This window comes from Nonomuraea candida (genome assembly GCF_000725485.1).
Taxonomy (GTDB): Bacteria; Actinomycetota; Actinomycetes; order Streptosporangiales; family Streptosporangiaceae; genus Nonomuraea; species Nonomuraea candida.
The window spans coordinates 144,700-159,779 of record NZ_JOAG01000010.1 but is presented as its reverse complement, the minus strand read 5'-3'; the positions used below and the strand labels follow the sequence as shown (position 1 = coordinate 159,779).

At 72.0% G+C, this 15,080-nt stretch carries 14 protein-coding genes and 1 tRNA gene; 6 read left to right on the top strand and 9 right to left on the bottom strand.

The annotated features are described in order from the left end of the window. Positions 1-12: 12 nt before the first annotated feature. Genes IO39_RS10525 through IO39_RS10515 form a run of 3 tightly spaced genes read right to left on the bottom strand, consistent with a single transcriptional unit; the run spans position 13 to position 2,494 of the window. Complete coding sequence (locus IO39_RS10525) at positions 13-249, bottom strand: hypothetical protein (protein ID WP_043619736.1); 237 nt, start codon at positions 247-249, stop codon at positions 13-15. After that, on the bottom strand, positions 246-677 hold the full coding sequence (locus IO39_RS10520) for an SPW repeat protein (protein WP_157548158.1): 432 nt from the start codon (positions 675-677) through the stop codon (positions 246-248). Before IO39_RS10520 ends, IO39_RS10525 begins: the two co-directional genes overlap by 4 nt. Beyond that, on the bottom strand, positions 674-2,494 hold the full coding sequence (locus IO39_RS10515) for an MDR family MFS transporter (RefSeq protein ID WP_281200069.1): 1,821 nt from the start codon (positions 2,492-2,494) through the stop codon (positions 674-676). Before IO39_RS10515 ends, IO39_RS10520 begins: the two co-directional genes overlap by 4 nt. 97 nt (positions 2,495-2,591) lie before the next feature. On the opposite strand from IO39_RS10515, the gene IO39_RS10510 reads away from it, so the two are divergent. The 4 genes from IO39_RS10510 (at position 2,592) to IO39_RS10495 (ending at position 6,224) form a co-directional block, all read left to right on the top strand. Continuing rightward, a complete protein-coding gene (locus tag IO39_RS10510; RefSeq protein WP_043619732.1) occupies positions 2,592-3,185 on the top strand; it encodes a TetR/AcrR family transcriptional regulator in 594 nt (197 codons plus the stop codon). A gap of 119 nt (positions 3,186-3,304) precedes the next feature. Next, positions 3,305-4,630, top strand: coding sequence for a glycoside hydrolase family 6 protein (locus IO39_RS10505; protein WP_043619731.1), 1,326 nt, complete (start codon positions 3,305-3,307; stop codon positions 4,628-4,630). A 159-nt stretch (positions 4,631-4,789) separates the two neighbouring features. After that, on the top strand, positions 4,790-5,770 hold the full coding sequence (locus IO39_RS10500) for an LLM class flavin-dependent oxidoreductase (protein ID WP_043619729.1): 981 nt from the start codon (positions 4,790-4,792) through the stop codon (positions 5,768-5,770). 235 nt (positions 5,771-6,005) lie between these two features. Beyond that, positions 6,006-6,224: a hypothetical protein gene (locus IO39_RS10495; protein WP_043619726.1), complete on the top strand. Its 219-nt coding sequence runs from the start codon at positions 6,006-6,008 to the stop codon at positions 6,222-6,224. Between the two features lie 34 nt (positions 6,225-6,258). Here IO39_RS10495 and IO39_RS10490 read toward each other — a convergent pair whose 3' ends face one another. The 3 genes from IO39_RS10490 to IO39_RS10480 form a co-directional block, all read right to left on the bottom strand. After that, the gene (locus tag IO39_RS10490; protein WP_043619725.1) at positions 6,259-7,482 is read right to left on the bottom strand and encodes a vWA domain-containing protein; all 1,224 of its coding nucleotides are present in this window, start codon (positions 7,480-7,482) and stop codon (positions 6,259-6,261) included. Positions 7,483-7,616: 134 nt separating this feature from the next. After that, complete coding sequence (locus IO39_RS10485; RefSeq protein ID WP_043619721.1) at positions 7,617-8,837, bottom strand: AAA family ATPase; 1,221 nt, start codon at positions 8,835-8,837, stop codon at positions 7,617-7,619. A gap of 200 nt (positions 8,838-9,037) precedes the next feature. After that, positions 9,038-10,639: a hypothetical protein gene (locus IO39_RS10480; RefSeq protein ID WP_043619718.1), complete on the bottom strand. Its 1,602-nt coding sequence runs from the start codon at positions 10,637-10,639 to the stop codon at positions 9,038-9,040. 377 nt (positions 10,640-11,016) lie between these two features. Here IO39_RS10480 and IO39_RS10475 point away from each other — a divergent pair, with 377 nt between their 5' ends. Further along, positions 11,017-11,613 (top strand): TIGR03086 family metal-binding protein, encoded by a 597-nt coding sequence (locus IO39_RS10475; RefSeq protein ID WP_043619716.1) that lies wholly within the window; start codon positions 11,017-11,019, stop codon positions 11,611-11,613. Positions 11,614-11,749: 136 nt separating this feature from the next. Here the strand turns inward: IO39_RS10475 and IO39_RS10470 are convergent, their stop codons facing one another. The 3 genes from IO39_RS10470 to IO39_RS10460 form a co-directional block, all read right to left on the bottom strand. Beyond that, complete coding sequence (locus IO39_RS10470; protein WP_157548154.1) at positions 11,750-12,235, bottom strand: hypothetical protein; 486 nt, start codon at positions 12,233-12,235, stop codon at positions 11,750-11,752. A gap of 436 nt (positions 12,236-12,671) precedes the next feature. Further along, positions 12,672-12,744, bottom strand: a tRNA-Arg gene (locus IO39_RS10465). 179 nt (positions 12,745-12,923) lie between these two features. Continuing rightward, on the bottom strand, positions 12,924-13,232 hold the full coding sequence (locus IO39_RS10460) for a hypothetical protein (RefSeq protein WP_157548152.1): 309 nt from the start codon (positions 13,230-13,232) through the stop codon (positions 12,924-12,926). A gap of 591 nt (positions 13,233-13,823) precedes the next feature. Between IO39_RS10460 and IO39_RS10455 the strand changes: the two genes are divergently transcribed. Beyond that, complete coding sequence (locus tag IO39_RS10455) at positions 13,824-15,020, top strand: sensor histidine kinase (RefSeq protein ID WP_063765244.1); 1,197 nt, start codon at positions 13,824-13,826, stop codon at positions 15,018-15,020. Positions 15,021-15,080 lie beyond the last annotated feature (60 nt).

Genomic DNA, 15,080 nt, shown 5'->3' with positions numbered 1-15,080 from the left:
GCACGACTCGCGTCAGACGTCCGCGTGCTTGCCGCGCCGGGCCAGGTCGCGCAGCGCGTCGGCGGCGTAGATCACGAGGGTGACGAACGAGAGCGCGGCGATCCCGCCGCCGAGCCACAGGTCGTTGACCGTCGCGTCCACGTACTCGGCGCCCCGCGGCTGGTAACCGACCGCGAACGGCGCGGCGACCAGCCACAGGCCGGCCACGAACAACAGGATGAGGGCGGACACGCCCATCTTGGCCTTCATCGGGTCTCCTCCACTCCGACCAGGGGCGCCTTGCCGTTCTGGCGGTGCTCACCGCTGTGGCGGGCGGTGTTCAGGTCTTCACGCAGCGCCTCGACCAGCGGCGCGAGCAGCCCGGCCAGGTCCGCGGAGGACGCCTGCGGCGCGGCGGCCGGCACCGGCTCGGGCTCCGGCTCCGGCTCGGCGGCGCGCTGTTTCGGCACCACCAGGCCGCGCGTCACCAGCTCCTCGTAGATGGACAGCGCGAAGGCGATCGCGCCCGCGAGCCCCACGACGGCCACCGCCAGCCCGGAGAAGAACTCCGACTGGGTGGCGTTCGTCCAGTCGGCGTCCTCCGGCTGCGTGCCGAGGGCGAAGGGCGCGATCATCAGCCACAACCCGGCCAGCATGGCCAGGGTGGCCGCGACGGCGCCCACAAACGTGCGAATCATGACGAGATTCCTCCTGTTACGAGGTCTTTCTGCAGTGGCGTGGCCTGCGCGATCAGGGCGCGCGAGGTGGGCCGCAGCACGCTCTGCGCGACCGACCTGGCCCGCTCGCGCTCGGAGCGGCCGTCGCGCGGCGCCATGTCGGCCACGGCGGTCAGCAGCGCGGAGCGCTCGCCGTTCACCCGCTCGATGCGCTGCGCGATCAGCTCCAGCAGCAGCCCGGCCAGGACGAGGTCGTCCTTGCCGAGCGGCTTCGGCTCCGGCGCGGCCGGCCCGCCCGACCCGCGCAGCGGCAGCTCCTTGAGGAAGAGCGCCGCGACGAAGCCGAGCAGCGCGATGGGCACGCCGACCATGAACACGGTCTCCAGGCCGCGCGTGAACGCCTCCAGCACGATGTTCTTGATCGGCGCCGGGAGCAGCTGGATGGCGCTCGGGCTGCCGAGCTGCACCTCCGAGCCGCCGCCCGGCATCGAGATGTGCGCGGCCTTCAGCATCTCGGCGATCTCGTCCTTGAGCCGGGTGGTCAGGATCGCGCCGAACGCGGCCACGCCGACGGCGCCGCCCAGCGAGCGGAAGAACGACACGCCGGACGTGGTCGAGGCCATGTCACGCGGCTCCGAGCCGTTCTGCGCGGCCAGGATGAGCATCTGCATGGACAGGCCCAGCCCGGTGCCCAGCACCGCCACGTCGAACCCGATCAGCCACTCGCTGGAGTCCACGTGCAGCCGGGAGAGCAGGAACAGCCCGACGGCCACGATGAGCAGGCCCGCGACCGGGAAGATCTTCCACTTGCCGGTCTGGGTGACGATCTTCCCGGAGATCACGCCGGCCAGGAACAGCGCCGCCACCATCGGCAGCGTCATCAGGCCCGAGTTGGTCGGGCTGAGCCCCTTGACGATCTGCAGGTACTGCGGCAGGTAGATCATCGCGCCGAACATCGCCATGCCGACGAAGAGCGAGGCGAGGCTGGTGAGCACGAACGTGCGGTTGCGGAACAGCCGCGGCGGCAGGATCGGGTTGCGCGCGGTGCGCTCCGACAACACCGCCAGGGCCAGCGAGAGCAGGGCGATGGCCGCCAGGAAGTACGTCCAGACCGAGTTCCACTCGAACTCGTTCCCGCCCAGGGTCAGCAGCAGCATGAGCGCGCTCGCGCTGGCCGTGATCGTGGTGGCGCCCCAGATGTCGATCGAGGTGCTGCGCTTGACCCGCGGCAGCTTCAGCACCTTCTGGATCACCACGAAGGAGACCAGCGCGAACGGCACGACCACGTAGAAGCACCAGCGCCAGCCCAGCCAGTCGGCGTCCACGATGAACCCGCCCAGCAACGGCCCCGCGACCGTCGAGATCCCGAACACGGCCCCCATGTAGCCGGAGTAGCGGCCGCGTTCGCGGGGCGAGACGATGTCACCCAGGATCACCTGGGACAACGCCGACAGGCCGCCCACACCCAGCCCCTGCACGGCCCGCGCGGCGATGAGCTGCCCCATGTTCTGCGACAGCCCGGCGACCAGCGACGCCGCGACGAACAGCGCCAGCGCCAGCTGGAAGAGCAGCTTGCGCCCGAACAGGTCGGACAGCTTGCCCCACAGCGGGGTCGACACCGTCATCGTCAGCATGGTCGCGCTCGCGACCCATGAGTACTGGTCCTGACCGCCTAGTTCCCCCACGATCGTCGGCAGCGCGGTGCCCACCACGGAGGTCGAGATCATCGACGTGAGCATCGCGAGCATGAGCCCGGACATGACCTCGAGGATTTCGCGGTGGGAGTAGTGCCGCCTCGCGGGGGATGCGGGCTGAGCCTGAGCTACCACGCGCACCACATCCCCTTCTTGCACATTTATCCGTTTTGAGTATACGCCTGTTTACAAGCTTTGCTAGCCGCGCGGCTAGTGAGTGTGCGTTCAGTAGAGTTCGGGCATGAACCCCCAGGTGACTGAGGCCAGGCCACGCGACCGTGAGGCCACCCGGGAGCGGATCCTGCAAGCGGCGCGCGCCCTCTTCGGCGAGCAGGGCTACGAGCAGGTGACCGTACGCATGATCGCGGCGGCGGCGGAGGCCAACATCGCCCTGGTCGGCCGCTATTTCGGCTCCAAGGCGGGCCTGTTCGGCGCCGTCCTGCAAGGAGAGCCCGGCTACAGCGTGCTGTTCGACAGCGCCCCGGAGGAGCTGCCCAGGCGGCTGGCCGAATACGCGGCCGAGCGCATGCGCCATCCGCCGGACAGCCCGATCCTGCGCACGCTCGAACGCTCGGCCAGCCACCCCGAGGTGCGCGAGGTGGCCAGGGAGCGCCTGCTGACGGCGGTCATCGACCCGCTGGAGGCCAAGCTCTCCGGGCCCGACGCGCGAGGCCGCGCGCGTATGGCCGCGGCCGTCTTCCTGGGCATCGGGGCCATGCGCCGCCGGGTCGGCCCCACGGAGCCCACGCCCGCCGACGTCGACCGGCTGACCGCGGTCTTCGAGGCGTGCCTGGCTGAAAGTTTCACCGATGAAAGCGGGCCCGACCTGGGGTGAGGGCCTGTCGACCGATCCGATGTCTTTGTCCGCGGCGGGCGGCTCCCTAGCATCCGGGGTGCCTGTGGGAGCGCTCCCACCCGACGGACGGAGTTATCTACATGTCTCGCAGAAGGCCCATGTTGGCGGTGCTCCTCACCGCGGCCGCCACGGCCGTGGCGGGGGCGGTCGTCCTCTCCTCCTCCACCGCGCAGGCCGCCGACTCCGCTTTCTACGTGGATCCGCAGACGAACGCCGCCAAATGGGTGGCCGCCAACCCGGGCGACAGCCGTACCGCCGTGATCAGGGACCGGATCGCCGCCGTGCCGCAGGGCCGGTGGTTCGCCACGTACAACCCCTCGGCCGTGCGCGGCCAGGTGGACGCGTACGTCGGCGCCGCCGCCGCGGCCGGCAAGATCCCGATCATGGCCGTGTACGCGATGCCGAACCGCGACTGCGGCGGCCCGAGCGCCGGCGGCGCGCCCGACCACGCCTCCTACCGCGCCTGGATCGACCAGATCGCGGCCGGGATCGCCGGCCGGCCCGCCTCCGTCGTCCTCGAACCGGACGCCCTGGCGATCATGACCAACTGCATGAACTCCGCCGAGCAGGCCGAGGTGAAGGCGTCCATGGCCTACGCCGGCAAGAAGCTCAAGGCGGCGTCCCCGCAGGTGAAGGTGTACTTCGACATCGGCCACGACGGCTGGCTGTCCGCCTCGGAGGCCGCCTCCAGGCTGGTCGGGGCCGACGTGGCCAACAGCGCCGACGGCATCGCGGTCAACACCTCGAACTACCGGGCCACGCCCGGGCTGGTGTCGTACGCCAAGAGCGTCATCGCCGCGACCGGCGTGTCCCGGCTGAAGGCGGTCATCGACACCAGCCGCAACGGCAACGGCCCGTCCGGCAGCGAGTGGTGCGACCCCGCGGGCCGCGCGACGGGCATCTGGAGCACCACGGAGACGGGCGACCCCGCGATCGACGCCTACCTGTGGGTCAAGCCGCCCGGCGAGGCGGACGGGTGCATCGCGGCGGCGGGGCAGTTCGTGCCGCAGCGCGCGTACGACCTGGCCATGGCCGCCCCGCAGCCCACGGTGAGCCCTACCGTGAGCCCGACCGTCAGCCCGACGGTCAGCCCGACCGTGACGCCCACGACGGGGCCCGGCGGCGGCTGCACGGCCACGTACAAGGTGGCGAGCCAGTGGACGGGTGGCTTCCAGGGTGAGGTCACCGTGAAGAACACCGGCTCCTCCGCGATGCGGGGCTGGACGGTCGGCTGGACCCTCCCGAGCGGGCAGACGATCTCGCAGCTCTGGAACGGCACCCTGTCCGGCTCCGGCGGCCAGGTCAGCGTCACGAACCTGAGCTGGAACGGCGCTCTGGCGGTGGGCGCGAGCACCACGTTCGGCTTCCTGGCCGGCGGCTCCGGCCAGAGCACCCCGTCCGCGCTCACCTGCACCGCGTCCTGAAAGGCGCGCCACCCCGGTCCTGAGGGTCCCGAGCCCCCGCGCCGCGCCCGCGGGGGCTCGGTCATGAGCCGGTCATGAAGCCGGTCATGAAATAACGTGGCATTCGCCGCTGTTGTGCAGTGCCAGGTCTCGAACTGACTCTGCGAAAGGCGCGTACCCATGGCTCTGCCGCTGTCCATCCTTGATCTGGCGCACATCGGCGAGGGCGAGACGGCGGGCGACAGCTTCGCCGCCAGCGTGGCACTGGCCCAGCGGGCGGAAGAGCTGGGATACCGGCGCATCTGGTACGCCGAGCACCACAACATGGACAGCATCGCCTCCTCGGCCACCAGCGTGCTCATCGCCCACATCGCCGCCCACACGCGCACGATCCGCCTCGGGGCCGGCGGCGTCATGCTGCCCAACCACTCCCCGCTGACCATCGCCGAGCAGTTCGGCACCCTGGAGACGCTCCACCCCGGCCGCATCGACCTCGGCCTCGGCCGGGCCCCCGGCAGCGACCAGCAGACGATGCGGGCCCTGCGCCGCACCCCCTCGTCGGCCGACTCGTTCCCGCAGGACGTGCTGGAGCTGCAGGGCTACCTGACCGGCGAGACCCGCATCCCCGGCGTGCACGCCACGCCCGGCAAGGGCACCAACGTGCCGCTCTACATCCTCGGCTCCTCGCTGTTCGGGGCCCAGCTCGCCGCCGCGCTCGGCCTGCCGTACGCGTTCGCCTCGCACTTCGCGCCCGCCGCGCTGGAGGAGGCCATCGCGGTCTACCGGCAGGAGTTCAAGCCGTCGGCGCAGCTCGACCGCCCGTACGTGATCGCGGCGCTCAACGTGATCGCGGCGGAGACCACCGAGGAGGCGCAGGAGCAGTTCCTGGCCTCCAAGCGGCTGCGGGTGAGCCGGTTCCTCGGGCGGGGCCGCACGTTCACCACCGAGGAGGCCGACATGATCCTCGACTCGCCGGCCGGGCAGCAGATCGTGCAGATGGCCAAGTACTCGGCCGTCGGCGACCGCGCCGAGGTCAAGGCGTACGTGGACCGCTTCGCCGAGCACACCGGGGCCGACGAGCTGATCGTGGCGTTCTCCGCGGTCGACAGGAAGGCGTGGCTGCGCTCGGCCGAGCTGCTGGCGGAGGTCCACCTCGGCTAGCCCTCGCTCTGGGGGCGGCGGTCCGGGAGATGGCTCGATCGTCACTCCTGGTCGCCGGATTCATGCGTATAGTGAGCTTTGCGGCCGGCGCCGGAGAGCTGCTCGGGTCGGCGCCGCGAGCACTGTCCGTGATCTCTGGCAACGATCTCACTGTGCTGCCGAGTGGCCGCTTCACCGGGATTTGTGATCGATTGTTCGGCTGGACCAGCCGGGGACGGCTCGTTAGAGTGACCGCATGACTACTCTGGGCTACGACGTCGACACTCTTCGTACGGCCTTCCCCGGCTGGTCCTTCTTCTACAGCGACGAGGGCGTCCTCTACGCGACCAGGCGCGGCGTCCGTCTCGACGACGAGGAGATCCACAAGGGGCTCCACCAGACGGTGAGCGCCAACGACATCGACACCGTCGTGGACCTCCTCCAGGACCAGGAGCGTGTGGCGGCGATGTCATGAGTCGCGGGGCGGCGCCGGGCGCCGACCTCCTCGGTCAGCCGATGGTCACCACCCGGGCCCATTCGGGCGGCCTGCCCGGCACATAGTCGGGGTCGTTCTCGTCCCACGACCTGGCGGCCGGCCGGGCCCGGGAGAACAGGCCCACCACCGTCCGGCACGCCGGCCGCGCACGCGGCCAGGGCGTCTGCCCGTCGGTCAGGACCACGACGACGTCCGGCCGGGGCGTCGCCCGCAGCGCCTTGGCGAAGCCGGTACGCAGGTCCGTGCCACCGCCGCCCACCAGCGTGAGGCCCTCGGCGCGGCACAGCGGCCCCACGACCCGCGCCGCCGCGTCACACGACAACACGCTCACCAGGTCGCGCCGGCCGCCCAGCGCGCGGACGATCGCGGCGACCTCCAGCAGCGCGCTCCCCAGCTCGGCGTCGCTGACCGATCCTGACGTGTCCACCACCACGGCGACCCGTGGCGGCCTGCGCCGCAGGGCCGGCAGGACGACGCCGGGCAGGACGGTGGCGCGCCGCGACGGGCGGCCGTAGGTGTAGTCCTCGCCCGCGCCCGCCCCGGAGGCCGCCGAGCGGAGCGCGGCGCCGAGCAGCTCCCGCCACGGCTGGGGCGGATGGAACGCCTCCTCCGCCCAGCGCCGCCACCCCTTCGGCACGCTGCCCGGCCGGGCCGTGATGCCCTGCGCCACCCGGAACCGGACCGCGTCCCGCTCCTCGGTGCTGAGCGCGTTCGCGCCCTCCGGCCCGAGGTCCCACTCCCGCTCCAGGCCGTCGGCCCCGCTGCCGCAGTCAAGCCAGACCAGCCCCTGCGTGTACGGCCCGAGCCGGAACTGGCGCAGGTAGTCCTCCATGAGCTCGCCCTCGGGCAAGCCCAGCGTCCGAGGCTCGACGGCGCCCTCGGGCCGGGGGAGGCCGTCCCCGTACACATCGTCGTTGATCTCCAGGTCGGCGGCGATGTTCATCCGCAGCCGGTCGCCCCTGCCGGTCAGCCCGCGCTCCAGCGCGACCCGGTCGCCGCGCCCGTGATGGTCGCGCAGCAGGTGGGAGACCTCGTGCACCCACACCCCCGCCAGCTCCTCCACCGGAGTACGGTCGACGAACGCGGGTGAGACGTAACAGCGCCAGTGCCGGTCCACGGCCATCGTCGGCACCAGCCTGGACTCCACGGCGTGCAGCGCGAACAGCGCCGTCGCCAGGTAGGGGCGCGCCCGCGCGGCCTGCAGCCGCGCGGCGAAGAGCTTGCCGACGTCCAGCATCCGGGCGGACGTGACGGGCGGGCTCTCCTGAGGGATGGGACGCGTTGTCCGGGTCGTCACCGGCGGGTTCCGGGGAGAGGGCGGATGCGCCGTGCGGGAGGTCATCGGCTCGTGGAGAGGCGCTGTGCGCGGGGTCATCGGCCGGCCCCCGCCGCCGCGCGGACCCGTGCGGCGGCCCTGTCCGCCTGCCTGCCCAGGGACACCACCCCGGCGAGCCGCTCGATGGCCGCCGGGACGTCCCAGTCGGCGCGGCGCAGCGCGGCGAGCGTGGACGCGGGCACGACCACCAGATCGGGGGCGCCGTCCTCCAGGGCCCGGACCAGCACCGCCCAGGCCGCGTCCCACCGGGCCCGCTCCGGCCGCCTCCTGACCGCCTCGACCACGCCGTCGAGCACGGCCTGCCGCAGGTCGCCCCGCTCGGGCAGGCGCGCCGCCGCCGGGTCGGCCAGCAGCGTCTCGGGGTCAGGCAGGTCCATCCGGTCCATGCTCGCCAGCAGCTCCAGCCCGGGACCGTCGCCCACCGTGCCCCGTACGAGCATGGACAGCACATCCCGCGACGTGCCCGCCGCCGTGGCGAAGGCGACCAGGCGCAGCGCCATCTCCCAGCTGCGGGGCGACGGCCACGGGCCGCCCCTGCGCGCTTCGTTGTCCGGCAGCCGGTGGACGAGCGCGGGCCGGGTGGCCAGGAGGCCGCACACCGCACGGCGGGCGAACGCCACCGCCTCCGGCAACCGGTCCGGATCGAGCCGGGGCAACGACGCCAGCGGCCAGGTGCCGCCGAGGCCGCGTACCACGACGTCGTGGTCATGAGCCCACTGCAGATGCACGAACCGGTTGGCCAGGGGCGGGCTCAGCTCCCAGCCGTCCGCCGCGGACGACCGCGGGTTGGCCGCCGCCACGATCCGCACTCCGGCGGGCAGCCGCAGGGCGCCGACCCGCCGCTCCAGCACGAGCCTGAGCAGCGCGGCCTGTACGGCGGGCGGCGCCGTGGACAACTCGTCCAGGAACAGCAGCCCCCGTCCCGCCCGGGCCAGGCGCACCGCCCAGTCCGGCGGCGCCATCGGAACACCCTGGACGGCGGGATCGTCCCCGATCACCGGCAGGCCGGAGAAGTCGGACGGCTCGTGCACGCTGGCGATCACCGTGGTCAGCGGCAGGTCGAGCGCCACGGCGAGCTGCTGCAGCGCCGCGGTCTTGCCGATCCCCGGCTCTCCCCACAGCAGCACCGGCAGATCGGCCGCGACGGCCAGGGTCAGCGCCTCCAGTTGCGGGTCGATGCGGGGCTCCGTGGTCGTGTCGTTGAGCAGGGCGAGCAGGTCGGCGGCTACGTCGAGCCGGGCCTGGGACATGGACATCAGATCACCTTCGAAGTCTGGTAGGGCCGGTATGGCACGCGGCGCGACCGGCGCGGGTTGAGACCCGCCGGTCAGCGAGGCAGTCAGTGACGTGAACGGGAACGGCGCGCGCCGATCAGCAGGGCGCCGAGCGGCGGGAACGGCGCTCGCGCCGGTCCGCGCGGCATCGAGCGATGTGGTCGGAGCGGTGCCGGCGTGGGTCAGCGGGGCGTAGATCGGCGGGAACGGCGCTTGTGGCGCTTGCGATGATCGGCAGGTGCGGCTGGGGCGGCTGGTCCGAGCCCGGCCAGGCCCGCGCGGAACAGCCCGTGGGCGACTCGTCTTTGCGAGGCTGTCTCCAGCTCGTCCCGCAGCGGGCCGCCGGGCAGCGACGCATCGGCTCCGAGCAGCCCTTCCACGGCGGCCAGCGCGCCGCCGGTGTCGCCGTGCTCCAGGCGGGCCCGTACGTCGAGGAGCCACGCCGGATCGCGGTGCGCCTCGTCGATCACCTGCAGACAGGGCAGCGGGGTGCCGCTCAGCGCGGCCAGCAGCTTCTCCCGCCGGATCTCGTCCGGATCATGGTCCAGCGGTACGAGCACCCCGTCCACGACCCCGATCCGATGCCGCGCGCCCCGGCACTCGACCAGCCACGGCCCCGCCCCGCCGGCACTGCTCGGACGCGCACCTGCCCCGGGATGTCCCGGTACGAGCGCCGCCGCGACGAGCGGATGCAGCCGATCGGCCTCGATCAGCCCGGCCCGCAACAACGCCAGATCGGGCAACACCCAGGTGGCCGCATCAGGCAACACCGGCAACCCGGCCGGCGCGGAAGCCGTGACCACCCCGCACCTCACCATCCCGGAGCCAGGATCGCCTGCGGCGCCTCCGGCAGCGAGCCCGCCGTCCGTGACCTCGCCGTCCGCCGGGTCCAGCAGCAACACCAGGTGACGCCGGCCGCCGACCCGCACGGCGACCGCGCCGCCGGTCCGCCCCTCCGCGCGGAGGAGGATCGCCGCCTCGGCCGCCCACCGGCTCACGGCCCAGCCAGGCTCCGGCAACACGTCGAGCTGCGGTGACACGTCAAGCCCCGGTGACACGTCCGGCCCCCGCCCCCGCAGGACGTCCAGTTCCCACGGCGCGCTCAGCCCTGGATCGACGGGCGGCAGGTCGGCTCCCGAGCGAATCCGCAGCTCACCGGCCCTGCGGCTGTCCCACAGGTGCCGATGCAGATCAAGGCGGAAACGACGGTGAGGCCGCGGATGCGGATGCAGACCGACCCCGGACGGCATGACGCCTCCGGACGGCAAGCCGCCCGCGGACCGCGTACCGTCCGGGGACCGGCTACGACCGCCAGTCCGGGCGCCGCGTCCGGGGCGTGTGCGTTCCCGGCCGGAGCGTGTGCCGTCCCACAGCGCCAGGCTGATGCGCTGACCGGCGGACGCCCAGCTCGGCGGGGTGCGGGCCACCAGGTGCACGGTGCTGCCGCAGCCGTGCTCGTCCGGTTCGTACCGGGCCAGGGAGACGGTCAGCCCCGGTCGCAACAACCCGTCGGGCGCGACTCGCGGCATGTGCCAGCGCAGCAGGTCAGGGGCCAGGTGACGGAGATCGTCCCGGAGCCGGGCGGCGAACTCACGGCCGTGGGCGTCAGCCGCGGAGCGCAGGTTGAGATCGACGTCGACGTGCGCCGCGGCACACGCTCCCGCCCAGTCTCCGGTGGAGCGACGGGCGGTGGCACGTTCGATCATGGAAGGCGGCACGGCGAACTCGCGTACGTGCAGCCAGAGCGAAAGGCGGAAATCCTCGTTCGCGACAGGGAGGCTCATCAGCACTCACCTTTTGCGAACGGGACCCCCAATCTACCGAAGGAGGTATTCATCGCGATCACCATACAACCACCCCGACCGCCTCCGCCAGACACGACCCGGCCCGCACCGGGCACCCGGAGACGACGGGAACTCGAAGATCACGCGGAACCCCGAGATCAGGCCGGGACCCCGAAACCACGCCGGCGCTCCGAGACCACGCCGGGACCCCGAGACCACCCCAGGCCCCTTGGACCACGTCGGCACCCCGAGACCATGCGATCCCTGGCCCGGCGAACTTCCGCACGATGCCGACCGATGACTTCTCCGCCTCCGAGAGGTCAGCACAGTACAACGGCGAAACAACGGCGAATGAGAACCGACAGAGAGGACCCGCCATGCCCGCGATCGATCTCGGCTCCGCTGCCCGCGAGGTGGTACGCCTGCTGGACGGCGTGACCGAGGACCGCCTGAACGATCCGACTCCATGCGACGGCACCTCGGTCGCCGCACTGCTCGACCACCTCATGGGCCTGTCGCTGGCGTTCACCTGGGCGGCCCGCAAGATCACCCCACCCGAGGGCGCGACGGGACCGAGCGCGCGCGCCGAGCGACTCGACCCGCAGTGGCGCACGCTGCTTCCGCAGCGGCTCGACGAACTGGTGGAGTCCTGGCGCGACCCGAAGGCCTGGGAGGGAACGGCCGAGGCCGGCGGCGTGACGATGCCCGCGGACCAACTGGGCGTCGTGGCGCTGGACGAGCTGGTCCTGCACGGCTGGGACCTGGCCCGCGCGACCGGCCAGCCGTTCACCTGCACCCCGGAGGACACGGAAGCCGTCCTCGCGTTCACCAGAGAGTCCGCGCAACCGGGCCAGGAAGCCGGCCGCGAAGGCCTCTTCGGCCCGGTGGTCGAGGTCCCCGAGGACGCCCCGCCCTTCGACCGAGCCCTCGGCTTCGCCGGCCGCAACCCCGCCTGGACCCCCGACCCCACCTGACCGACAGCACCGGAGGACCCAGCCACCTGACCGACAGCACCGGAGGACCCACCCACCTGACCGACAACGCCGGAGGACCCCCACCTGACCGAGGAAGCCACCGCAGGCGCGGACCTCTTGCGCGACGGACAACGCCTCACAAGGCGCGGTCCCTGGCATCGGCCTCGGGCCGGACCCCGGCGAGCAGGCAACGGGCCTTGTGCGCGGCGCGCCAGCCGGCGTACTGGTGGATTCCCTCGCTGGAGTCCACCAGGTGGTAACGGACGCTGACCAGGACCACGCGGAGCGCGATCGCAGGACCGTCCGCCGCATTGTCGAGCCGGTCGATCGAGAACGCGCGTGGCGTCGTGTCGGCCATGAACGTGGCGTAGCGGGGCCGGGGCTCGCCGGTCAGGTTGAGCCGCACGCCCTGGTCGATCATGGGCGCGAGCATCTCGTGCAGCTCCAGCTCGTACTCGTCCAGCCCGTAGTCCCGATCGGCGACGAACTCGTACCCGGTACGCGGGCCGGGAAGGGGCTCGAAGTCCAGGGTGAAAGAGGCGAAGTCGGGAGCGCAGTTGCCCGCCGTCCAGCACCGCACCGCCACACCGCGCACCGGCCGCGCCGGAAACCTCTCTTCCACGTGGCGGGAGCATAGCCCAGCTCCCGGACGGCCGGTCAGGGCCCAACGGCCGCACCGGTCAGCGCCGCCCTGCCTGTTCGCGTCGGTTCTTGCTGACTCGAAATCGTCCGTACTGGTGGTTCCCATCCGAGGTCCGCAACCTGGCCGCGTGGATCTATCGTTCTGGACATGCGACGAGCACGGTGCGCCGTTCCTCGGCCGACCTTGCGCGCGCCTCGGCTTGCATCCTGCTTGTCGATCGACGACCTCGACCGGATCGTGCTGTATCGGGCGCTCGGGTCCACGCAGGATCCCCACCACGCGACGCTCTCCTCGGGAGACTTCGTCCGGCGGCTCCCAAGGTGGTTCCCGAAGGCGCGGAAGAAATCGGACGATCTCCGCAAACGACGAAGGCCCGTCCCACCGTTTCCGCTGGTGACGGGCCCTTCGCTTGGAGCGCGGCCGAGAGGACTCGAACCCCTAACCTTCTGATCCGTAGTCAGATGCTCTATCCATTGAGCTACGGCCGCTCGCTGCGTAAGCAAGCATACCGGGTTCTGAGGAGTGCCTCGAACCAGAAACGGCGATCTCGGGGAGATCGGGTCCGGCGGAGGGCGGCGGTTGCGGGGTGGGGGCGGTGGGGGTCGTGGGTTGAGCTGGGGAAAGGGGAGGGGTGAGGGGAGCCTGGGGGGTGGGGCTCCCCTCGGTCTCATGGGGTGGGCTTCTGGAGCAGGTGCTCCAGGAGGAGGGTCAGGTCGGTGAGCCTGCGGTAGAGGGCGTTGTGCTGGTCCTGGGTCTGCCGGCGCAGCTTGGTGAAGTGGTCGTTCGTGTGTGTCCGGAAGCCACCGAGTTCGTCGTTCAGGGCCGAGAGGTCCTGGGTCAGCTCGACGTGCAGGGACTTGAGCCGGGATGCCATCTCGGTGACGTTCATCGCCGTGGTGGTGATCTCGGCCTGTACGTCCTCCAGGGCCGCGCAGTTCTGTGCCGGGACGCGCATGCGCCGGCGGCGGGCCCTCATCCGGATTCCGCTCGCGGCTCCGGCCCGGGTCCCGGTTCCCGCCGCCCGCGTTCCGGTGCTGGTCCCGGTTCGGGTTCCGGTCTGGGTGGCGGTGCTGGTTCCGGTCCGAGTCTCGATCCGGGTGCCGGTGCCGAGGTCGATTCCGGTGCCGGGGCTGGTCCCAGTGCTGGCGGCTGTGTCTGTGCTTGTGCCTGTGACTGCTGTGCGGCCGGAGCGTTTGCGTGCTTCCAGGGCGTCCACACGGAGCTTCAGCTTGCGAATCTCCGCCTCTATGTCCACGTACCCCTACCTGCCTTCGCGCGGTTGCGTGGGATCCGGGCTCGGGCCCACGTTCTGTGAGGACATGGTCGCAACCGGTGTGCGGCTGTCAAAGCCGCTGGTTGGCGGGGTGGGTGGAGATTCATCTACCGCGAGGTGTAAGGGGTATCGCCGCTGAGGGTGGTTCTCTCCTCGGAAGGCCATGGTGAGGGGCGCTATGGGCGGAATGCGGTCGGAGAGGGCCCGGCGGGGGCTGTGGATACATCGAAGGGTGTATCCACAGGCGGACTTCCGCAGGAGGTGGCGGGGTGCGGGAGGTGATGGGATGGGGGCATGAAGCGGGTGGTGCTGGGGGCCGGGCTGGCCTTCGCGATGGGCGTGGTGCTGATCGCGGGCAAGTCCTACCTCGATCGCGGCCACTCCGAGTGGCTGCTGCTCGTGCCGCTGGCCTTCACCTGCGCGGGGGTGCTGGTGCGGCAGCGGGCTCCGCTGGTCTCCCTGGCGTTGGGGGTGGTCGGGGTCACGATCGACGGGTTCGTCGGCCCCTCGCTGGGCACGGTCCTGGTCTTCACCGACAATCTGTACGCCGCGGCGCTCTACGGGCCGGTCCGGTTCGCCCGGATACTGCTGGGCGTCACGGCTGTCCTGGCGGTCGTGGCGGGGGCCCTGGGCGGCTTCCTCGCCGAGAACTGGTGGATGCTGGCCGTCATGGGGGTCCAGGCCGGGCTGGTGCTCATCACCCCGGTCACCACCGCGCTGGTCCTGCGCGAGCAGCGGGATCGGGCCGCGGCCGAGAAGGCGCGGGCCGAGCAGGTGGCCCATCTCGCCGAGCTCGACCGGCAGGCGTCCGTCATCGCCGAACGTACGCGCATGGCGCGCGAGCTGCACGACATGATCGCCAACCACTTCAGCGCCATCGCGATCCAGTCCACCGCGGCGCTCTCCAGGAAGGACCTCGACCCGGAGACCGTGCGGAAGATCATGGAGACGGTCCGGGAGAACAGCGTCAAGGGCATGGCCGAGATGCGGACCATGATCGGGCTGTTGCGGCAGGAAGGCGACGAGGGCGAGGGCGAGGCCACCCGGCCCCGGCTGGCCGACGTGGAGGCCCTGGTCGAGCGGACGAGGCGGGCCGGGATGACTGTCGAGCTGCGGGTCGACGGCGAGGCCCGCGAGTTGCCCGCGCCCATCGACCTCGCCGGATATCGCATCGTGCAGGAGGCCCTGACCAACGCGCTCAAACACGGGGCATCGCCGGTTTCCGTGGCCGTCGCCTACGAGGGCGAGCAGGTCCGGCTGAGCGTCGAGAACGCGCTCGGCGGGCGGCGGCGGGACGGGTTGCCCGGGGCCGGGGCGGGACTGGTGGGCATGCGCGAACGGGCTTCGCTGGTCGACGGGTTCTTCGAGGCCGGCGAGGTGTGGGGCGGGGAGGCGGCCAACGGCGGTGACGAGCGTGGGTGCTGGCGGGTGCTGGCGGTTCTGCCCGCGGCCGAGGGCGAGGGTCGGGGCGGGCGGGGCGCCCAAGGCTGAGCGGGTGGGAGAGGGCTGTGAAGGCGGATACGGCTCAGGGCCGGCTTGGCCGGTCCCGGG

What these genes read in the sequence shown, in the direction of transcription:
- IO39_RS10505 (WP_043619731.1), top strand. Translation starts at nt 3,305, where the DNA reads ATGTTGGCGGTGCTCCTCACCGCGGCCGCCACGGCCGTGGCGGGGGCG.
- IO39_RS10455 (WP_063765244.1), top strand. Translation starts at nt 13,824, where the DNA reads ATGAAGCGGGTGGTGCTGGGGGCCGGGCTGGCCTTCGCGATGGGCGTG.
- IO39_RS10480 (WP_043619718.1), bottom strand. Translation starts at nt 10,639, where the DNA reads ATGAGCCTCCCTGTCGCGAACGAGGATTTCCGCCTTTCGCTCTGGCTG.
- IO39_RS10520 (WP_157548158.1), bottom strand. Translation starts at nt 677, where the DNA reads ATGATTCGCACGTTTGTGGGCGCCGTCGCGGCCACCCTGGCCATGCTG.
- IO39_RS10495 (WP_043619726.1), top strand. Translation starts at nt 6,006, where the DNA reads ATGACTACTCTGGGCTACGACGTCGACACTCTTCGTACGGCCTTCCCC.
- IO39_RS10510 (WP_043619732.1), top strand. Translation starts at nt 2,592, where the DNA reads ATGAACCCCCAGGTGACTGAGGCCAGGCCACGCGACCGTGAGGCCACC.
- IO39_RS10460 (WP_157548152.1), bottom strand. Translation starts at nt 13,232, where the DNA reads ATGAGGGCCCGCCGCCGGCGCATGCGCGTCCCGGCACAGAACTGCGCG.
- IO39_RS10485 (WP_043619721.1), bottom strand. Translation starts at nt 8,837, where the DNA reads ATGTCCATGTCCCAGGCCCGGCTCGACGTAGCCGCCGACCTGCTCGCC.
- IO39_RS10490 (WP_043619725.1), bottom strand. Translation starts at nt 7,482, where the DNA reads ATGCTGGACGTCGGCAAGCTCTTCGCCGCGCGGCTGCAGGCCGCGCGG.
- IO39_RS10475 (WP_043619716.1), top strand. Translation starts at nt 11,017, where the DNA reads ATGCCCGCGATCGATCTCGGCTCCGCTGCCCGCGAGGTGGTACGCCTG.
- IO39_RS10525 (WP_043619736.1), bottom strand. Translation starts at nt 249, where the DNA reads ATGAAGGCCAAGATGGGCGTGTCCGCCCTCATCCTGTTGTTCGTGGCC.
- IO39_RS10500 (WP_043619729.1), top strand. Translation starts at nt 4,790, where the DNA reads ATGGCTCTGCCGCTGTCCATCCTTGATCTGGCGCACATCGGCGAGGGC.